This is a genomic window from Pseudomaricurvus alcaniphilus (assembly GCF_011440395.1).
In the GTDB taxonomy this organism is placed as follows: domain Bacteria; phylum Pseudomonadota; class Gammaproteobacteria; order Pseudomonadales; family Cellvibrionaceae; genus Pseudomaricurvus; species Pseudomaricurvus alcaniphilus.
Genome location: NZ_JAAOIX010000005.1, coordinates 250,675 through 270,344 on the forward strand (window position 1 = coordinate 250,675; position 19,670 = coordinate 270,344).

The following is a 19,670-nucleotide window of genomic DNA, read 5'->3' on the forward strand; positions in this document are numbered from 1 at the left end:
TTGTTTATCATTATATAAGACAGGTATGGCTTTATTTTTTGGCAGGGCGTATGGATAACCCTTAAGCCAAGTGTTGTCCAAAAGCTTGCCGCTGACAACCACAATTTAACCGGGGTTTTTAATGTAATACTTTAAGGTGGTTTGTTAGGCTTTTTTAGTATAAGCAAGCGGCCGGCAATATGATTCGCTTAAGTACGTGCCTTTACCCTCCCTTAACGGCACCTTTTTACGGGCTGTCATACGCGACCTTCAGGCGAGATGTGTTGTGTGCCAACAGGGAGACTTTCGCACCATATTTAAAAGGGCGGCAACACTGGCCAGAGAACAACAGCAATACTCTATTGGCAGCCGCGGTGAGACCCGCGCCTACTGCCGCTGCTCCAGCGCCCACTGATAGAGGGCTTTTTTCTTCAGACCGGTAATCTCCGCCCCCAGCTCACTGGCCTGCTTGACCGACAACTGGCGCAGCAGGATCGACATTACCCGCTCGGCCTCGGCGTCCAGGGTGCGCTCCGCGGCGCGGACTTTACCGCGCACGATCACTACCATCTCGCCTTTGCGCTGATTGGCATCGGCCTCGACAAATTGCTGCAGCTCGACCAGCGAGCCACCGGCGATGGTCTCAAAGGTCTTGGTCAGTTCCCGCGCCAGTACCGCTTCCCGCCCAGCTCCAAATACCGCCGCCATATCGGCCAGGCTAGCGGCGATACGGTGTGGCGCCTCGTAAAAGATCAGGGTGCGCTCCTCCGCTGCCAGAGGCTGCAAGCGATTACAGCGCTGCCCGCTTTTAGCCGGCAGAAACCCCTCGAAGGCAAAGCGATCGGACGGCAGGCCGGAGGCACTGAGCGCCGCGATCAGGGCGCAGGCTCCGGGTATGGGCACCACCCGGATGCCCAGTTGCCGCACCCGGTTGACCAGCCGGTAGCCCGGATCGGACACCAGCGGCGTGCCGGCGTCGGAGATCAGCGCCAGGGATTGCCCCGACTGCAACAGACCCGCCAGGTACTCCACCTGCTGTTCATCACTGTGGTCGTGGTAGGCCAGCAGCCGGGTTGTCACCTGGAAATGTTCCAGCAAGCGGGCACTGTGGCGGGTATCTTCCGCAGCAATAACATCTACCGTTTGTAGAACCTCGACGGCTCGCGGTACCATATCGCGCAAATTACCGATCGGGGTTGCGACGACGTAGAGCGTTGGCTCTGTCATAGTGGGGTTTTCCTGCTGGTGATCAATAGGATCACATCTGTTAAACGGTGTGTTTGGGGTCCGCAAATCATGATATTTCCAATACCGCGCAGCCGGCACTCCCGGTTGTTATTGCCAACACTGCTGAGCACCCTATTGGTCCTCGGCCTGGTCGCCTGCGCCGGCCAGGAAACCCTGCCAGTGCAAGAGCCCGCGCCATCCGCCAACCCGCAAGCCGAAATCAATCGCCTGCTAGCCGAAGCCAAGACCAGCACTTCGCCACAAAAAGCAAGCCTGCTGCTGGAGGCCGCCGAGCTGCTGCAGACCCAGGGCAGGAACAAACGGGCCAGCACCCTGCTGCAAGGCATCGATGCGAGCTCACTGAACAGCCGCCAGTATATCCAATACACGCTGCTGTTTAGCGATATCGCCCTGCTTGACGACGCCTATTTTCTCGCCGAGCGCATTCTAACCAACCCCCGCCTCGATCGACAGTGGCAATCGCTGGACCTCGAGCAACAGGTCACCCTGCGCCAGCGCCGCGCCGATGTCTTTATGCTGCTGGGGGAAACCGAAACCAGCATCAATGAACGCCTGCAGCTGCAGGCCCTGCTGGAGCCGGAATCACCCCGGGCCCTGAGCAACCAGGACAACCTCTGGCAATCGTTGATGACCCTCTCCCCGGCGCGGCTGGAACAACTCAGCCGGGAGAGCAAAAAACCCGAACTGCAGGGCTGGTTCAGTCTCGCCCTGATCAGTAAAAACAACCAGTCCAACATGGAAAAACAACTGGCCCAGGTAAATATGTGGCGCAGCCAGTGGCCCCGGCACCCGGCCAGTGTGCGCCTGCCCAAGGACCTGCAGCTGCTGCAGCGCCTGCTGGCCGAGCGCCCGCAGCGAGTGGCGCTGCTGTTACCGCAGCAGGGCCGGCTGGAAAAAGCCGGCAATGCCGTGCGGGACGGATTCCTGGCCGCCTACTACCAAGCGCGCCTGCAGCAGAGCAAGGTCCCGCTAATCAAAACCTACGACTCATCCCAGGGCGACATTCTCGCCACTTACCAGCAGGCCGTGGACGAAGGGGCAGAGCTGGTCATCGGCCCGCTCGATAAAGCCAACGTCGAACTGCTCAGCAAACTGGATACATTGCCGGTGCCGACCCTGGCAGTCAACTATACCGACAACGGCTCAGAGCCGCCCCCGGGTCTCTACCAGTTTGGCCTCGCGGTGGAGGATGAGGCGCGCCAGACCGCCCAGCGAGCCTGGATCGAAGGGCACCGCAGCGCCATGATTCTGGCCGCCGACAGTGACTGGAGCGGCCGCGGCGCCGACACCTTCCGCGACAGCTGGCAAGCCCTGGGCGGCACGGTAGTGGCGGACCACCGCTTTCGCGAACGGGAAAATTTCTCCGAACTGATCAGTCGCGCCCTGCACATTAACCAGAGCGAGGAGCGAGCCAAAGCCATGCGCGGGCTGCTCAACCGCAACCTGGAGTTTGAACCCCGCCGGCGCCAGGATATCGACATGCTCTTCCTTGTAGCCCGTTCCCAGGAGGCGCGCCAGATCAACCCCACCCTGGCCTTTCACTACGCCAGCCAGTTGCCGGTATTCGCCACCAGCTATATCTTCGACGGCGACGAAGACGGCAAAGGCGACCGCGACCTGAACGGCATCAAGTTTTCCACCCTGCCCTGGTATTTCGACAAGTCCAGCCCGGAGAAACGCGCCATTCAAGCCACGGTCAATCCGGCCCCGTCCTATCAGCGACTCTACGCCCTGGGGATCGACAGCTTCCACCTCTACCCGCGCCTGCAGCAGCTGGAACAGTCACCGCTGGCGCGCTTTTATGGCAGCACCGGCTCGCTCAGCCTGTCGCCCCAGCGCCGCATCGAACGCGACCAGGTGTGGGCCGAAATCGTCAACGGCAGCGCCCGCCCGCTGCCCATGCTGGTCAGCCACGATTGACGCCCCACCGCCACCACAACCCGACAGGACCTCATGCCCAGAAAGACACAGCGCCCCAGCCCACGGCGCAAAGGGGATCAAAAAGAGCGACTGGCGGAACAATACCTGTTACAGCAGGGTCTGAAGCTGCTGGTGCGCAACTTCCAATGCAAACTGGGTGAAATTGACCTGGTCATGCAGCACGGCGACACCCGGGTTTTTGTCGAGGTTCGCTACCGCAAAAGCAGGGCTTTTGGCTCAGCGGTGGAGAGCGTGGATTTCCGCAAACAGCAAAAGCTGATTAAAACAGCCCAATTTTACCTGTTGCAAGACAAGGACTCCGAGCGTTTACCCAGCCGCTTCGATGTCATCGCCATTGAAGGCGATAGCAACACCATCGAATGGATCACCAATGCCTTTGCTGCCGGATAGCACTGCAGTGGCTATTCACAGTGCAGCGGCGACAGGAACAAGAGAGTTATGGAACAGAGAGTAATCGAACTTTTTCACGAGAGCATCGAGGCCAAGATGCAGGCCGGTGAGTACCTGGCCCCCCTGCTGTGTGAAGCCAGCGAAATGATGGTGCATTCGCTGCTCAACGGCGGCAAGATCATCACCGCCGGTAACGGCGTCTCCAATGCCAAGAGCCAGATTCTCAGCGCCAATTTGTGCAACCGCTTTGAAAGGGAGCGCCCCAGCCTGCCAGCCATTGCCCTCGGCACCGACGTCACCGCGCTCACCGCCATCACCAATGACTACAGTTTCAGCGAGATTTTCGCCAAGCAGATTCGCGCCCTCGGCCAGCCCGGCGATTGCCTGGTACTGATCAGCGCCAGCGGCAAGCCCAACAACCTGATCCAGGCCGCCGCTGCAGCCCACGAGCGGGACATGAGCGTCATCACCCTGCTGGGCAACAAGGGGGGGCACATCGCCTCGGTGCTGGAGGCCAATGACCTGGAGATCCGGGTCCCGGTGGAGTCGGTAACCCGCGTGCACGAAATTCACCTGCTGAGCATATTCTGTATTTGCGACCTGATTGACCAACAACTATTCGGACTTGAAGAATGACCAAACTGCTGCTGCGCCAACTTCTGCTCGGCTTTATACTCGCCAGCCTCGGCTGCGCCACCGTGCTGGAAGCCACCCACGAAGAGCCCATCGAGATCGACAAGGGCAAGCGCACCCTGGGCGCCTTTATCGACGACCAGCAACTGGAAACCATTGCCAAGGTCAATATCAACAAGGCCAGCCCGGCGCTGAAAGAATCCCATATTTCGGTGGTTGCCTATAACGGCATTATCTTGCTGACTGGCCAGGTACCGAGCAACAGCTTGCGCAACAAGGCCGGCGAGACGGTCCAGCGTATTCACACGGTGCGCCAGGTCTTCAATGAAATCCAGGTGCAGGGCAAGACCTCACTGCTGGCGCGCACCAACGACAGCTGGCTGACCACCAAGGTAAAAACCACCTTCCTGGCTCACCGGGATATCGACAGCGGTCGCATCAAGGTGGTCACTGAAGCGGGGGTAGTGTACCTGCTCGGCCTGCTGTCGCGGGTAGAAGCGGAGCGCGCTGCCGAAGTGGTCAGCACCATTGGCGGGGTGCAGAAAGTGGTTAAGGCAGTGGAGTATATTGACTAGGCCGACGCCCGCCGCTGGGGCGGATCGAGTGGCCGGCGCAAACCGGCGCGACTCGTCCGGCCGTCAAAGCGCTTTTTTCACTTCCCCATCGCGATAATGGGGGTCGGTCCAGCAGCGCGGCAAGCGCTCGCCGGAGAGAAACTCCAAATCCTTTTTCTTGAATTTTTCCGGGTCCTGCATTTCTTCGCCGTAGTGATAACGGCCCGCCAGCTCCTCGTCGAAGGGGTTGAACAGGTCGCCCAAACTCAGCACTTCCACCAAATGACCACTGCTCTTTTCGTTCAGGAACATAATTGCCTCGCAGATTGTTGATCCGGGATCCAGGCGCCCGTTAAACCGCCCGACGAGTACAGACTACCTCTGCCGCGAGCCAGGGTTACCGGCAGCAGATTGACCTCACGATTAAACGCCTAGTCAGGATTAAACGCCTAATTGATCGCACTGACAAGCGCTGGCGAGGAGCCAGGGAAAAGCCCGGCGCAGAAAAAAGCCCGGTGTAAACCGGGCTTTTTTGTTTGCACAGACCTGCATTGCAGTCGGCTATTGCTTCTTCTTCTCCGGCGCCAACAGGGAGACGTTGTAAACATTGGCTTCCCGGGCGGCATCGGCCACTGCCACAAACACCTTGGCGTGGGAGGCCGCGTCGGCCTTGATTACCACGGGCGCCTTGGGCTTCTCGGCGTGAATCCGCTCGATGTTGGCGCGCACCGCGCGCACATCAATGCGGCGGTCTTCCATCCAGATTTCGTTATTGGCCAACACCCTGACCACGATAGCAGCGTTGTCGTCATCGGTCGGGGGCGGCGGATTCTCTTCCTTGGGCGGCACATTCACGTCAATGGTCGACTCTTTCACAAATGACGCCGTCACAATGAAGAAAATCAACATAATGAACACCACATCCAGCATGGGGGTCAGGTCGATTTCGCTGTTGTCCTCTTCGGAACCGCTGTTCTTTCTACGTCTCACGTTTAAACCACCTCTTTTGAATACTACTTGCTTAACGGCACTGGGTTTAACGGCACCGGGCTTCACGATAATGCCGCCTGGCCTGTTTTATTTCGCTACACCCTGTCATCACTTTGCGCTGACAAAAGTTCGCAAATGAGAATAAACCACTGGAGCGCTGCATCTTAACAGCTAAAATATTGAAAGACACTAGCTCGTATTTAAACCCCGGAAACGTCACCAAACAGCAACTTTTTTGTGTCATTAGGAAACTTTTTCACGTAACAAAAGGTAACAGAATGAAGCTCGAACACTTTTTGACCAGACTGGACAGCGACCCGACAAGCATTGACTTTGAGGACACCATCAAGCTTATCGACAGCCACTACAACTTCACCCCTACCGCTTTCCACAACGGTGAATTGCACAACACCGCGGAGCAAAACCAGGGCTCCTGCAAACTGCTGGCATTTGCCAGCCTGCAGCAGCTCAACCCGGCGCAAACCCTGGCCTGCTTTGGTCGCTACTATCGCGACGAGGTGCTGGGCCAGCCCGACGCCAGCAACCACCAGAACATCCGCAATTTTATGCAGACCGGCTGGGACGGCGTGCAATTCGAATACCCGCCCCTGAGCCCAAAAGCAGCACAGCAGTGATGGCCTGATACCGCGGCGGCGGCACCTCAACCCAGCAATTTCAATGCAGCAACCCGGCCGGGGCCAAGCCACACAGACACCAAAAACCGCCCCAGGGCCCGAGCCGGGTGCAGCCAGTACAAATAAATCAGTCGCCAGGCCTCGCCGCGGTTGACATCAGCAAATAAAACCGCATAATGTCGCGTCCTGATTTACACCCGAATCTGAACGTCCGAGCCCTGAACACCTGGATACAGGCAGTGGGGACTCACAGTAGAGCTATAGGAGCAACACGGTGGCCAATTCACCCCAAGCAAAAAAACGCGCGCGTCAAAGTGAACAGGCTCGCAAGCACAACGCCAGCCTGCGCTCCATGGCGCGCACCTACATCAAGAAAGTAGTTGCCGCCATTGAAGCAGGTGACGCCGAGACCGCCAAGGCAGCCTATAACGCCGCCGTACCGGTCATTGATCGCATCGCCGACAAAGGCATCATGCACAAAAACAAGGCCGCTCGTCACAAGAGCCGCCTGAATGCCCAGATCAAGGCCCTCGCCGCCTAACATCTGTCGCAGCGACCGGGGGGCATTGCGCCGCCCGGCGATCAAACAAAAAAAACCGGCTCACGCCGGTTTTTTTGTTGCCTCAACAGCCACCCTCATATCGCCCCTAAAGCACCGATGCCAGCACCGCAATCAGGCGCTCGGTTTGCGCGCGGGTACCCAGGGTTATGCGCAGCCCCGGCCGACCATCGGCATCCACTTTCGGGCGCACCAGGATTCGGCTCGCCACCAACGCCTTGTCGACCTGCTCCGGGCGGGCGGGAAAGATCCACAAGTAGTTGGCCGCGCTGGGCCAGAAATCCACTCCCCGGGCCACCAGAAACGCTTCCAGCATAGGCTTGGAGACGGTCATTACCTCATCCACATAACTGAGCGACAACTCCGGCTTCTCCAACGCCGCAGTTACCGCTGCCACCGCAAACTGGTTGATATCGTAGGGCCCGCGCACATTCAGCAACGCCAGGATATTGTCCGCTGCACTCAATATATAGCCGAGACGAATGGAGGGCAGCCCCCAGGTCTTGGAAAAGGTGCGCGTGATAACCAGGTTGGGGTAGTCAGCTATACAGTCGGCCACCGTGGTCTTGCTGTATTCAAAATAACACTCGTCCACCAGGATAGCCGCCGCCGGCGCCGCCCTGGCAATGCGTAAAATATCCGCCGGTGCCACCAGCGTGCCGCAGGGGTTATTGGGGTTGGAGATCACGATCACCCTGGTCTTGCCGCTAACGGCAGCGATGACCTCTGCCACCGGATAACCACCCTCCCGAGTGTAGCGCGGCTCAATCATCACCAGGTTTTCGATGCGCGCACACTGACTGTACATGGCAAACGTGGGGCCCGGGATTATAATCTCGTCGCCGGCCTGGGCCGCTGAGCGGATAATCAAATCGATGCCGTGGTCGGAGCCATTGGTGATCATCACCTGGTCTTCATCCACACCGCTGTAGGCCGCAATGCGGCTGGTGATATCGCCGTAGGACGGGTACATCTGCAGCCGACCACTGTCCACCAGCGCCTTCAGCGCGGCCTTGATATGCTCCGCCACATCGATGGTGCGCTCGTTAAAGTCCAGCAGCGTGTACGCCTTTGGATCGCGCCCCTCGAGCGGTGGCTTGTAAGCCGACATAGCATCAATGTGCTGTTTAAATATGCTCATCCAGAAAACACCCGCTACAAAATCACCAGATTGTCACGGTGGATCAACTCCCGCTCATCCACATACCCCAGCCGCGCCTCGATCTCCTCACTGGGACGACCGATAATGCGGCGCGACTCCTGCACACTGTAATTGACCAGCCCACGCGCCACCTCCAGGCCATTGGCATCGACGCAGGCGACCATATCACCGCGATTGAAATCCCCGCCGACCGAGCGCACCCCGACCGGCAACAGGCTTTTGCCCTGCTGGCGCAAAACCCGCACCGCACCCTCGTCCAGCACCAGCCGGCCACGCACCTGCAGGTGCCCGGCCAGCCAGCGCTTGCGCGCTGTTTGCGGCGGCTGATCGGCACTCAGCAGGGTACCCAGCGGCTCGCCCGTGCGAATGCGGCCGAGCACATTTTCCAGCCGCCCACCGACAATGACGGTGTGCGCTCCCGAGCGCGCCGCCAGCCGCGCCGCGCGCACCTTGGTAATCATGCCGCCGCGCCCCAGCTTGCCACCGCCACCGGCCTTGGCGTCCAGCGAGGCATCACTGGCGCGGGCCTCGACAATCAGGCGCGCGTCGGGATCCGTGCGCGGGTCCGCCGAGTACATGCCGTCCTGATCCGTGAGGATCACCAGCACCTCAGCCTCCACCAGGTTGGCCACCAGCGCCGCCAGACTGTCGTTATCGCCAAACCGGATCTCATCGGTGACCACCGTATCGTTCTCGTTGACCACCGGAATCACATTCAGCCGATTCAGGGTTTTCAGGGTTGAGCGCGCATTCAGGTAGCGCTGGCGATTGGAGAGATCGTCGTGGTCGAGCAGTACCTGGGCGGTATTCAAGCCGTACTTTTGAAACTCCTGCTCGTAAGCCTGCACCAACCCGGTCTGCCCCACGGCAGCGGCAGCCTGTAACTCGTGAATCGAATCGGGCCGCTCCACCCAGCCGAGCCGGTTCATACCGGCCGCCACCGCGCCGGAAGACACCAGCACCAGCTCCACCTCCTGGCGCTGCAAATTCACCATCTGCTCGACCCATCCGGCGATCGCCGCCAGATCCAGGCCCTGGCCATTATTGGTCAACAGGGCACTGCCGATCTTCACCACCCACCGACTGGTGAGCGGCAATTTTTCCCGCACACTCATCCGCCTAGCCCCTAGGGTACATACTCATACTCGACATCGTAATCGTCGTCATCGAAGTCATCGTCATCATCGTCCGCGCCCCGTGCCGCACGCCGCTGCGCCCGGTGCCTGGCGCGCAACTCTTCAATACGCTCGCGCGCCTCCTCCTGCATGGCCTCTTGCAACTCGCGCTCGGCCTCCTGCAACTCCGGATCCTGCGCTTCGGCCTCGCGGCGGCTTTCCAGCTGCGCCATAATCTTGCCACACAACTCATTGGTGCCCTGCTTGTTAAGGGCCGAAATGGAGAACACGGGGCCAGTCCAGCCCAGCGCTTTCACCACCTCCTGGCAGCGCTGCTCCACCTCATCCGGCGGCAGCATATCCACCTTGTTCAATACCAGCCAGCGCTCCCGACCCGCCAGGGTGGGGGAGAATTTTTCCAGCTCTTCGATAATGGTGCGGGCGTTCTCCGCCGGCTCGGTGCCGTCATAGGGGAACATGTCCACCAGGTGCAACAACAGGCGACAGCGGGTCAGGTGTTTAAGGAAGCGGATGCCGAGGCCGGCCCCTTCGGACGCACCCTCGATCAAACCGGGGATATCCGCCACCACAAAGCTGCGGTGAGCCTGCACCTTGACCACCCCCAGGTTCGGCACCAGGGTGGTAAAAGGGTAATCCGCCACTTTCGGCTTGGCCGCGGACACCGAGCGGATAAAGGTGCTCTTGCCAGCGTTGGGCAGCCCCAGCAGCCCCACGTCCGCCAGCACCCGCAACTCCAGCTTTAAATTGCGCTCTTCGCCGGGCTGACCCGGCTTGGTCTGGCGCGGCGCGCGATTGACGCTGGACTTGAAGCGGGCGTTGCCGATGCCGTGAAAACCGCCACGCGCCACCATCAGGCGCTGCCCCGGCTGCGTCAGGTCGCCCAGCTTTTCATCGGTATCCACATCCAGCACAGTGGTGCCGACCGGCACCTTCAGGATCACGTCCGCGCCGCGGGCACCGGTACAATTGGCGCCCCGACCCGACTGGCCGTTTTCGGCCCGATACTTGGGCTGGTAGCGGTAATCGACCAGGGTATTGAGCTCGCTGTCGGCCTCCAGGTAGACACTGCCACCGTCGCCGCCGTCACCGCCGTCGGGCCCGCCCTTGGCGACAAACTTCTCCCGCCAAAAGCTCATGCAGCCATTACCGCCGTTGCCCGCAGCAACAAAAATAGGGGCTTCATCAACAAACTTCATGAGCTATCTCCAACAATCAATCACCAATGCAGGCTGCACCCCAACCCAAATCACCAGCTAAAACAAAAAACAGTGTGCGGCACGTCCAGCTATTCCGCACAGATTACGCCAGCGCAAACAAAAAAGCCCCATCGCGATCGACAGGGCTTTTCTTGTCTTCCGACAGGCGCAGGCCCGAAGGCCCGCAACCGCAATCAGGCAGCAACGATGCTGATAAACTTGCGATTTTTGGCGCCTTTCACTTCGAACTTCACAACGCCGTCAGACTTTGCGAACAGAGTGTGATCCTTGCCAATACCTACATTTTCACCCGCGTGAAACCTGGTGCCACGCTGACGCACAAGAATATTGCCCGCAACAACGTTTTGACCGCCGAAGCGCTTTACACCCAATCGCTTACTCTCTGAGTCGCGACCGTTACGAGTACTACCACCAGCTTTTTTATGAGCCATGAGTCAAACTCCCCTGAATTAACCTTGAATACCAGTGATTTTCACCTCGGTGTACCACTGACGGTGACCTTGGCGCTTCATAGAATGCTTGCGGCGACGAAACTTGATGATTTTCACCTTGTCTCCGCGACCGTGGCTAACCACCTCGGCGGTCACCTTGGCACCGGCAACAACTGGCGCACCAATTTTGATCTCTTCACCATTGGCAACCATCAGCACTTCGTCGAAGTCGATAGATTCGCCAGTGGCTACTTCAAGCTTTTCCAGTTTCAGGGTTTCACCCTCAACCACGCGATGCTGCTTGCCACCGCTCTTAATAACAGCGTACATTCATTTGCTCCAATTCACGTATTGGACGACACGAAGCAGCGCCTTCTGGAACCAGCGCATTTGCACCAAGCTTGCGTCGTTTAATTAATAACAATGTTTAATACCAGCGGTCAGCGGCTATTCACTCGCTGCCCGAGCCGTCGTAAAATCAAGCCAACAGACGGACCCAGCACTGGCAGGGGCACGGATTCTACGGCAATCACCCCCGCACTGCAAGCTAAAGAGACGGGATTACGTGCCAGCTTGACAGGGTTTACGGGGACCCCTAGCATGCGCTTCAAGAGCCCGAGCCCCGACAATAAGCCCCGGCAGACTGAGCCCCGGTCCATCATCCACCCCAGAACTGTGTTACCCCACCTATGTTGCCTTTTCATAAAGCAGTTGAAGACGACTTCAACGCCGTTAATCAGCTGATCATTGAACAGCTTCATTCCGACGTCGAGCTGGTGGAAAACATCGGTCACTACCTGGTGGAAGCCGGTGGCAAACGCCTGCGCCCGCTGCTGGCCCTGCTCAGCGCCAATGCCCTGGGCTATCCGGAGCGCGGCAGCCAGCACCTCAACCTGGCCGCCATTATCGAGTTTATCCACACCGCCACCCTGCTGCACGACGACGTGGTGGACATCTCCAATATGCGCCGCGGCCGCCTGACCGCCAATGCCAAGTGGGGCAATGCACCCAGCGTGCTGGTGGGGGATTTTCTCTACTCCCGCGCCTTCCAGATGATGGTGGCCATTGGCGATATGGAGATCATGCGCATCCTGTCCAACACCACCAACACCATTTCCGAGGGTGAAGTACAGCAACTGGTGAACGTCAAGAATCCGAAGGTTAGCGAGGCCAACTACCTGCAGGTGATCTACAAGAAAACCGCCGCCCTGTTTGAGGCCGCCTGCGAAACCACAGCGGTACTGGCCGGGGCCAGCGCCGCACAGCGCCAGGCACTGAAACAATACGGCTATCACCTGGGGCTGGCGTTCCAGCTGGTGGACGATGTGCTCGACTATGAGGGCGACTCCGCCGAGCTGGGCAAAAACGTCGGTGACGACCTGGCCGAGGGCAAACCGACCCTGCCGCTGATTTATGCCATGCGCGAGGGCAGCGACACCCAGGCGCAGGTGGTGGCCGACGCCATTCGCAATTGCGCTGCCGAACAGCTGCAGGAAGTGGTCAGCATTGTCCAGGCCACCGGTGCACTCACCTACACCGGCAAACTGGCTCGCGACCAGGCCGACCTGGCGCTGGCGCAACTGCAGTTCCTGCCCGACAACAGGTTTCGCCAGGCAATGGCTGAACTGGCAGAGTTTTCCATCAGCCGCAGCTACTAACCGCAACCCTTCTATAAGCCGCGGGTTTTGCAGGACACTAATTGGTACCTATTTATGCCTTTGCGGCAATAAAAACCGCACAGTGGAGAAAACTGCTTGTTAACCGTGCCTATTGCGCCTGCGGCACTGCTATCATAGCCAGACAGTTTGGCTAAACAAGGCGACCGAAGCCCGGGACCAGATGCTCACCGATCAATTGAAAAAAACCATCCAGGGCGCTTACAGCGAATTCCTCAACAACAAGGAGCTGAAAGCCCGCTACGGCCAGAAACTGATGATTGCCGAGATCGCCAAGACCCTCGGCACCATCCAGCTAAACGACGAAGGTGAGCGCGACAGCAGCGGCCACATCTGCGTGGTGGAAGCGGGTACCGGCACCGGCAAAACCGTCGCCTACCTGCTCGCCGCGCTGCCCATCGCCAAGGCGCTGGGCAAAAAACTGGTGGTGTCTACCGCCACCGTGGCGCTGCAGGAACAAATCATCAACAAGGACATCCCCGAGATCCTGCGCCACAGCGGCCTGCAATTCAAGGTCACCCTGGCCAAGGGTCGCGGCCGCTACCTGTGCCTGTCGAAACTCGACCGCCTGCTGGGCGAGGTCGATTTCGCCGCCGACCCCACCCGCGCCCTGTACGAGGACGAAATGCCCCAGGTGAGCGAACAGGGGGTCAAGATCTACCAATCGATGATGGATGCCATGGCCGCCAACCAGTGGAACGGCGACCGCGACAGCTGGAGTGCCGGGGTCGACGACGAGGACTGGCAGCGGGTCACCACCGACCACCGCCAGTGCACCGGCCGCCGCTGCGCCAACGTCTCCGCCTGCAGTTTTATGCGGGCCCGGGACAACCTCGGCAATGTGGATTGCATCGTCACCAATCACGACCTGGTGCTGGCCGACCTGGCCCTGGGCGGCGGCGCCATCCTGCCAGCCCCGGAAGACACCATCTATATCTTCGACGAGGGCCACCACCTGCCGGACAAGGCCCTCAACCATTTCGCCCACCACAGCCGCCTGTTGGCCACCAGCAAATGGCTGGAGCAGAGCCAAAAACCGTTCAGCGGCCTGCTGGCCCAGATCAGCGGTGCCGGCCAGGTGGACCGCTTTGGCGAACAGGTACCGGCGGCCCTGCTGGACGCCAAACAGCAACTGGACCAGATCATCCCCATATTCCAAAGCCTGGCCGACCAGATCGACGTACAGGAGCAGGCGCCGCGCTACCGCTTTCAACACGGCGTTATACCGGACCCCATGCAGCGCGCCAGCCTGGAGGTCAAGCGGGCCTTCGACCGCCTGGCCGAACTGCTCGGCAAACTCACCGAAGAGATCAACCAGGCCATGGAAGAGTCCCACTGCCCCGTGCCAAAAGTCGACCTGGAAAGCGCCTACCCGGTAATCGGCACCTGGCAATCCCGGGCCGAGGCCAATCGTGAACTGTGGGCCAGCTATACCCAGCCAGACGCTAAAGGTGCTCCCCCCCGGGCGCGCTGGTTTACCCTGGTAGAACAGGGCGGCAACCTCGATTTCGAAGTCTGTTCCAGCCCCATACTCGCCGCCCGCACCCTGGAGCACGGCCTCTGGAACGCATGCTGCGGCGCGGTGGTCACGTCCGCCACCCTGACCGCGCTGGGCAACTTCGGCCGCTTCCAGATGCGTGCCGGCACCCCCGCCGACAGTCTCTACCAGGTGGTGCCGAGCCCGTTTGATTTCACCAACGCCGCCACCCTGCAAGTGCCGCCCCAGGCCGTGGACGCCGGTAACGCCGCCGCCCACACCCAGGCGCTGGTCACCACCCTGCCAGAAATACTCGACATCAATGCCGGCAGCCTGGTGTTGTTCTCCTCCCGCCGGCAGATGCTGGAAGTGTTCGACAATTTGCCCATGGACTGGAAAAGCCAGGTGCTGGTGCAGGGCGACCGCTCCAAGCAGGCGCTCATCGACGAACACCGGCAGCGTATCGACCAGGGGGACGGCAGCATCATCTTCGGCCTCGCCAGCTTTGCCGAAGGCGTCGACCTGCCCGGCGACTACTGCAGCCACGTAGTGATCGCCAAGATTCCGTTTGCGGTGCCCGACGACCCGGTGGAGGCTTCACTGGCAGAGTGGATCGAGGATCGCGGCGGCAATGCGTTTATGGAAATTACCGTGCCGGACGCCGCCATCAAGCTGGTGCAAGCCTGCGGCCGCCTGTTGCGTTGCGAGAGCGATCGAGGCACGGTCACCCTGCTCGACCGCCGCATTGTCACCCGTCGCTACGGCAAGGCGATCCTCAACTCCCTGCCGCCGTTTCGCCAGGATATTCGCTGAGCGCCGCCCGGGACCGGGCTACAAGCTGGAAAAGACTTTCAGTTTTTTGCCGAGATCCTCGGCGAGTGCCATCACCGCGCGACTGGTGTGCAGCGCCTCGAGCGACAGTTCCTGCCCGGTGCGCGCCAGCTCATCCACCCGACCGGCATGGGTCACCGCGCCAGACACGGTTTTACTCTGCTCCACCGACGCGGTTTTGATGTCCAGGGTGCGATCCTTGATGGTCTGGTAGCCGCGCAGCAAGCTGTGAATGGCTGCGCCGGCATCCTGGGCCTGCACCACCGCCGCATCGGTGGCGGCGACGCCGTCTGACATCTGGCTGAATACCCGCTGGGCACCCTGCTGGATATTGCTGACTATTATTTGAATCTCGCGGGTAGACACCGAGGTACGGCTGGCCAACTGCCGCACTTCATCGGCAACCACGGCGAAGCCCCGGCCCTGGCCGCCTCGATAGCCGCGTTCAAGGCCAGCAGATTGGTCTGCTCGGCGATGGCTTTAATCACATCGAGCACCTTGCCGATCTGCTCACTGTGTTCTTTTAGCCCCAGCATATCGTCGGTGGCGGACTTGATCACGGCCACCAGGTCTTCGATGGTGGCGATACTGTCCTGTACTTTCTGGTCCCCCTGCTGCGCCCGCAGCTGGGCTTCCTGGCTGACATCTTCCGCCACCTGGGCGTTGTGCAGCACCACTTCCGCCGAGGCCTGCACCTGCTCAACGCCCCGGACCATCTGTTGTATTTCACCGTTTTGCTGGCCCGACTGCTGCTGGTTGGCTTCACTCACCTGCAGCAGGGTAGTGGCGGCGGTGATCAACTGCCGCTCCACCGCCTGGGATTCGGCAATCAGCTCCGACAGCTCGGCCATCATGCTGTCGAAATGGCGCCCCATCTCGCCAAACTCGTCGCGGCTCTCGAGCCCAACCTTGAGGGTCAGGTTCTTGCTGCCCTGGATATTGGAGATTACTGCCAGCATCCGATCCATGGGCCGGGTGATGCCCTGGTTCAACCACCAGGCCAGGCCAATCACCGCCAACAGCAGCACCAGCACCGCCACTAACAGCAGTTGCCCGGCGTCGGCGGCGACACTGCTCGCCCGCGCCGCGCCGGCCCGGGCCATATCGTTCTGCACCCCGACCAGCGCATCGATCAGCGCCAGCACCGGGTCCATCTGCGAATACAACTCCAGGTCGATAAAATTGCCCATGGCGTAGCCGGACTGCTGCTGGATAAAGCCCTGCAACTGCGCCATAACATCGGCCGCCTGGTCTATGGCCTCGGGGTATCGGGCCAGCAGGTCCCGCTCGCTGGCCCCCAACTCCCCCTGCAGATAGAGATCCCAGCCACGCTCTATCGCCCGCCGGGCCGCCGCCAACTGGGTTTCCGCCTCACTCCACAGCAACATTTGGCCGCGGGTCTTGTGCGCCAGGTCAACCACATTGCCGGTGTACTCGCTGGCGATCTGGTTCAAATGCAGAATCGGGCTGAGGCGCTCTTCGGTGAGCCGGGTTGCGGTGCTGGACACGCTCATCAGGCTGCCCAGTGCCAGGGCCGCGATACAGCACACCGCCACCATGGGGACCAGGGTCAGCACAATTAACTTGGTCCGAACTTTTAGCATAATATTTTCACCACACCTGCCACTTGCCTGCTTTTAAGGTAGCGGTGAAATTCTCCGTTGGTTAAATGAAGCTTTTATTACAATGGACACACCTGCGTCCCGTGCGTCCCTGCCGTTCTCTACACCGGTTCTGGTAATTCTAGTCCAAATAAACCAATCTGCCGGCGGCGAGCGCCTCCCGGCTAACTCCTCGACCGGGTGCCACTGTGCCTGCGTCACAAAATCCGCGTATACTTGCTGGTTTGTCCGAACTGGAATCTCTAAATCTGTGGATACAATTCTCGTACGCGGTGCTCGCACCCACAACCTCAAGAACCTCGACATCGACCTGCCCCGCGACAAGCTGATCGTGATCACCGGCCTGTCCGGTTCCGGCAAGTCGTCGCTGGCCTTCGATACCCTCTATGCCGAGGGGCAGCGGCGCTACGTTGAATCCCTGTCCACCTATGCCCGCCAGTTCCTGTCGATGATGGAAAAACCGGATGTGGATCACGTCGAGGGTTTGAGCCCGGCCATCTCCATCGAGCAAAAATCCACCTCCCACAACCCGCGCTCCACCGTCGGCACCATCACCGAGATCTACGATTACCTGCGCCTGCTGTACGCCCGGGTGGGCGAACCGCGCTGCCCGATTCACGGCGAGCCACTCAAGGCCCAGACCATCAGTGAAATGGTCGATCACGTGCTGGCGCTGGAGGAAGGCACCAAGATCATGCTGCTGGCACCGGTCGTGCGCGATCGCAAGGGCGAGCACCTGCACACCTTCGAACAACTGCGCCGCGACGGCTTTATTCGCGCTCGCATCGACGGTGTGGTCGTGGACCTGGACGACACCCCGGAGCTGGACAAGAAAAAGAAACACACCATTGAAGTGGTGGTGGATCGCTTCAAGGTGCGCGCGGACCTGCAGATCCGGCTGGCGGAATCCTTTGAAACCGCACTGCAGCTGACCGAGGGCCTGGCCGCCATCAGCTTTATGGACGGCGACCAGGAGGAGCGTACCTTCTCTGCCAAGCACGCCTGCCCGGTTTGTGACTACTCACTGACCGAGCTGGAGCCGCGCCTGTTCTCGTTCAACAACCCCGCCGGCGCCTGCCCCAGCTGTGACGGCCTCGGCGTGAGCCAGTTTTTCGATCTCAAGAAAGTGGTGCAGTTTCCCGAATCCTCCCTGGCCGAAGGCGCCATCCGCGGTTGGGACCGGCGCAACCTCTACTACTTCCACCTGCTCACCTCGCTGGCCCAGCACTACGGCTTTTCCATCGACACTCCCTGGGAGAAGCTGAAAAAAGCCCACCAGCAAGCCATTCTCTACGGCTCCGGTGACGAGGCGATCAATTTTTCCTACAGCAATGACAAGGGCGACATCTTCCAGCGCAACCACGCCTTCGAAGGCGTGATCAACAATATGAACCGCCGCTACAAGGAGACCGAATCGCAAAGCGTGCGCGAGGAACTGGCCAAGTATGTGTCCAGCCAGGCCTGCCCGGAGTGCGAGGGCACCCGCCTGCGCCGCGACGCGCGCAACGTCTTCGTCGACGAGCGCACCCTGCCGCAGATTACCGACCTGCCGGTGGGCGACGCCTTCGACTACTTTTCCAAACTCTCCTTTCCCGGCGCCCGGGGGGCGGTGGCGGAAAAAATCCTCAAGGAATTGCGCGATCGCTTTCGCTTCCTGGTGGACGTGGGCCTGAACTACCTGACCCTCAATCGCAGTGCCGAAACCCTCTCCGGCGGTGAGGCCCAGCGCATTCGCCTGGCCAGCCAGATTGGCGCCGGGTTGGTGGGCGTGCTCTACATTCTCGACGAGCCCTCCATCGGCCTGCACCAGCGCGACAACGACCGCCTGCTGCGCACCCTCACCCACCTGCGCGATATCGGCAACACCGTGATCGTGGTGGAGCACGACGAAGACGCCATTCGCCAGGCCGACCACGTGGTCGACATCGGCCCCGGTGCCGGTGTGCACGGCGGCGAAGTGGTGGCCCAGGGCAGCCTGCAACAGATTATGGACAACCCCAACTCCCTCACCGGCAAGTACCTGTCGGGGGAAGTCAAAATTGCGGTGCCCGCCAAACGCACACCCTACCCGAAGAAAAAGGAACTGGTGCTGACCGGCGCCAGCGGCAACAACCTGCAGGACGTGACCCTGAAAATACCGGCCGGCCTGATGACCTGCGTCACCGGCGTTTCCGGCTCGGGCAAATCGACCCTGATCAACGCCACCCTCTATCCCCTGGCCGCCACCGAGCTGAATGGCGCCACCACCCTCACCGCCGCGCCCCACAAGAGCGTCAAGGGCATGGACCTGTTCGACAAGTGCGTCGACATCGACCAGAGCCCGATCGGTCGCACACCGCGCTCCAACCCGGCCACCTACACCGGCATCTTCACCCCCATCCGGGAGCTGTTTGCCGGCACCCAGGAAGCCCGGTCGCGGGGCTATAAGCCCGGCCGCTTCAGCTTTAACGTCAAGGGCGGCCGCTGCGAGGCCTGCCAGGGCGACGGCGTGGTGAAAGTGGAGATGCATTTCCTGCCGGACATCTACGTACCCTGCGACATCTGCAAGGGCAAGCGCTACAACCGCGAAACCCTGGAAGTGAAATACAAGGGCAAGAGCATCCACGAAACCCTGGACTTGACCGTGGAAGATGCGCGGGAATTCTTCGATGCCATACCGGCGGTGGCGAAGAAACTGCAAACCCTGATCGATGTGGGCCTGTCTTATATTCGCCTCGGCCAGGCCGCCACTACCCTCTCCGGCGGTGAGGCCCAGCGGGTCAAGCTGGCCAAGGAACTGTCCAAGCGCGACACCGGCAAAACCCTGTACATTCTCGACGAGCCCACCACCGGCCTGCACTTCCACGATATCCAGCAGCTGCTCAACGTGCTGCACCGACTGCGCGACCACGGCAATACCGTGGTGGTGATCGAGCACAACCTGGACGTGATCAAGACTGCCGATTGGCTGGTGGACCTGGGTCCGGAGGGTGGCAGCGGCGGCGGCCAGATTATTGCGGAGGGAACCCCCGAGCAGGTGGCAAAAATGAAGCAGTCCCACACCGGGCGTTTTTTAAAGCCGTTGCTGGCGCGATAGAGTCCAGCCAGCAACTGCGCTTTTTGCATAAACGTCACTCCCTTGCAGGCGACGGTCCGGCGCCTGCAAGCGGACGACAAAAAATAAGTTTCCACATCAACACCAGGTAGTAC

General features: G+C 60.2%; 17 protein-coding genes and 1 pseudogene. 9 read left to right on the forward strand and 9 right to left on the reverse strand.

Annotated elements, in window-relative coordinates; genetic code table 11:
• Positions 1-366: 366 nt before the first annotated feature.
• Positions 367-1,206, reverse strand: a complete 840-nt coding sequence (rsmI, locus tag G8764_RS12550) for a 16S rRNA (cytidine(1402)-2'-O)-methyltransferase (RefSeq protein WP_166164977.1) — start codon at positions 1,204-1,206, stop codon at positions 367-369.
• Positions 1,207-1,275: 69 nt separating this feature from the next.
• Here rsmI and G8764_RS12555 point away from each other — a divergent pair, with 69 nt between their 5' ends.
• The 4 genes from G8764_RS12555 to G8764_RS12570 are packed head-to-tail and all read left to right on the forward strand — an operon-like array spanning position 1,276 to position 4,766.
• On the forward strand, positions 1,276-3,147 hold the full coding sequence (locus G8764_RS12555) for a penicillin-binding protein activator (RefSeq protein WP_166164978.1): 1,872 nt from the start codon (positions 1,276-1,278) through the stop codon (positions 3,145-3,147).
• Positions 3,148-3,180: 33 nt separating this feature from the next.
• Positions 3,181-3,558, forward strand: a complete 378-nt coding sequence (locus G8764_RS12560) for a YraN family protein (RefSeq protein ID WP_166164979.1) — start codon at positions 3,181-3,183, stop codon at positions 3,556-3,558.
• 48 nt (positions 3,559-3,606) lie between these two features.
• Complete coding sequence (locus G8764_RS12565) at positions 3,607-4,194, forward strand: SIS domain-containing protein (protein ID WP_166164980.1); 588 nt, start codon at positions 3,607-3,609, stop codon at positions 4,192-4,194.
• A complete protein-coding gene (locus tag G8764_RS12570; RefSeq protein ID WP_166164981.1) occupies positions 4,191-4,766 on the forward strand; it encodes a BON domain-containing protein in 576 nt (191 codons plus the stop codon). The genes G8764_RS12565 and G8764_RS12570 overlap by 4 nt, the downstream gene beginning before the upstream one ends.
• 63 nt (positions 4,767-4,829) lie before the next feature.
• On the opposite strand, the gene G8764_RS12575 is transcribed toward G8764_RS12570, so the two are convergent.
• Positions 4,830-5,057, reverse strand: a complete 228-nt coding sequence (locus G8764_RS12575) for an acetyltransferase (protein WP_166164982.1) — start codon at positions 5,055-5,057, stop codon at positions 4,830-4,832.
• A gap of 249 nt (positions 5,058-5,306) precedes the next feature.
• Positions 5,307-5,735, reverse strand: coding sequence for a biopolymer transporter ExbD (locus G8764_RS12580; RefSeq protein ID WP_166164983.1), 429 nt, complete (start codon positions 5,733-5,735; stop codon positions 5,307-5,309).
• A 278-nt stretch (positions 5,736-6,013) separates the two neighbouring features.
• On the opposite strand from G8764_RS12580, the gene G8764_RS12585 reads away from it, so the two are divergent.
• Both G8764_RS12585 and rpsT read left to right on the forward strand, forming a co-directional pair.
• Positions 6,014-6,370 (forward strand): HopJ type III effector protein, encoded by a 357-nt coding sequence (locus G8764_RS12585; RefSeq protein ID WP_166164984.1) that lies wholly within the window; start codon positions 6,014-6,016, stop codon positions 6,368-6,370.
• Positions 6,371-6,644: 274 nt separating this feature from the next.
• Entirely contained in the window at positions 6,645-6,911 is a 267-nt protein-coding gene (gene rpsT / locus G8764_RS12590) for a 30S ribosomal protein S20 (protein WP_166164985.1), read from the forward strand.
• Positions 6,912-7,017: 106 nt separating this feature from the next.
• Here rpsT and G8764_RS12595 read toward each other — a convergent pair whose 3' ends face one another.
• From G8764_RS12595 to rplU, 5 genes are all read right to left on the reverse strand, one after another.
• Positions 7,018-8,070: a pyridoxal phosphate-dependent aminotransferase gene (locus G8764_RS12595; RefSeq protein ID WP_166164986.1), complete on the reverse strand. Its 1,053-nt coding sequence runs from the start codon at positions 8,068-8,070 to the stop codon at positions 7,018-7,020.
• Between the two features lie 14 nt (positions 8,071-8,084).
• The gene (gene proB / locus G8764_RS12600; protein ID WP_207951855.1) at positions 8,085-9,206 is read right to left on the reverse strand and encodes a glutamate 5-kinase; all 1,122 of its coding nucleotides are present in this window, start codon (positions 9,204-9,206) and stop codon (positions 8,085-8,087) included.
• A gap of 11 nt (positions 9,207-9,217) precedes the next feature.
• Positions 9,218-10,423: an Obg family GTPase CgtA gene (gene cgtA, locus G8764_RS12605; RefSeq protein WP_166164987.1), complete on the reverse strand. Its 1,206-nt coding sequence runs from the start codon at positions 10,421-10,423 to the stop codon at positions 9,218-9,220.
• Between the two features lie 194 nt (positions 10,424-10,617).
• A complete protein-coding gene (rpmA, locus tag G8764_RS12610; protein WP_166164988.1) occupies positions 10,618-10,875 on the reverse strand; it encodes a 50S ribosomal protein L27 in 258 nt (85 codons plus the stop codon).
• Between the two features lie 18 nt (positions 10,876-10,893).
• The gene (gene rplU / locus G8764_RS12615; protein WP_166164989.1) at positions 10,894-11,205 is read right to left on the reverse strand and encodes a 50S ribosomal protein L21; all 312 of its coding nucleotides are present in this window, start codon (positions 11,203-11,205) and stop codon (positions 10,894-10,896) included.
• A gap of 359 nt (positions 11,206-11,564) precedes the next feature.
• Here rplU and G8764_RS12620 point away from each other — a divergent pair, with 359 nt between their 5' ends.
• Entirely contained in the window at positions 11,565-12,533 is a 969-nt protein-coding gene (locus G8764_RS12620) for a polyprenyl synthetase family protein (RefSeq protein WP_166164990.1), read from the forward strand.
• Between the two features lie 181 nt (positions 12,534-12,714).
• Positions 12,715-14,841, forward strand: a complete 2,127-nt coding sequence (dinG, locus tag G8764_RS12625) for an ATP-dependent DNA helicase DinG (protein WP_166164991.1) — start codon at positions 12,715-12,717, stop codon at positions 14,839-14,841.
• 18 nt (positions 14,842-14,859) lie between these two features.
• Here dinG and G8764_RS22540 read toward each other — a convergent pair.
• Positions 14,860-16,463: pseudogene (locus G8764_RS22540) on the reverse strand (methyl-accepting chemotaxis protein).
• A gap of 268 nt (positions 16,464-16,731) precedes the next feature.
• Between G8764_RS22540 and uvrA the strand changes: the two are divergent.
• Positions 16,732-19,557: an excinuclease ABC subunit UvrA gene (gene uvrA, locus G8764_RS12640; RefSeq protein WP_166164993.1), complete on the forward strand. Its 2,826-nt coding sequence runs from the start codon at positions 16,732-16,734 to the stop codon at positions 19,555-19,557.
• Positions 19,558-19,670 lie beyond the last annotated feature (113 nt).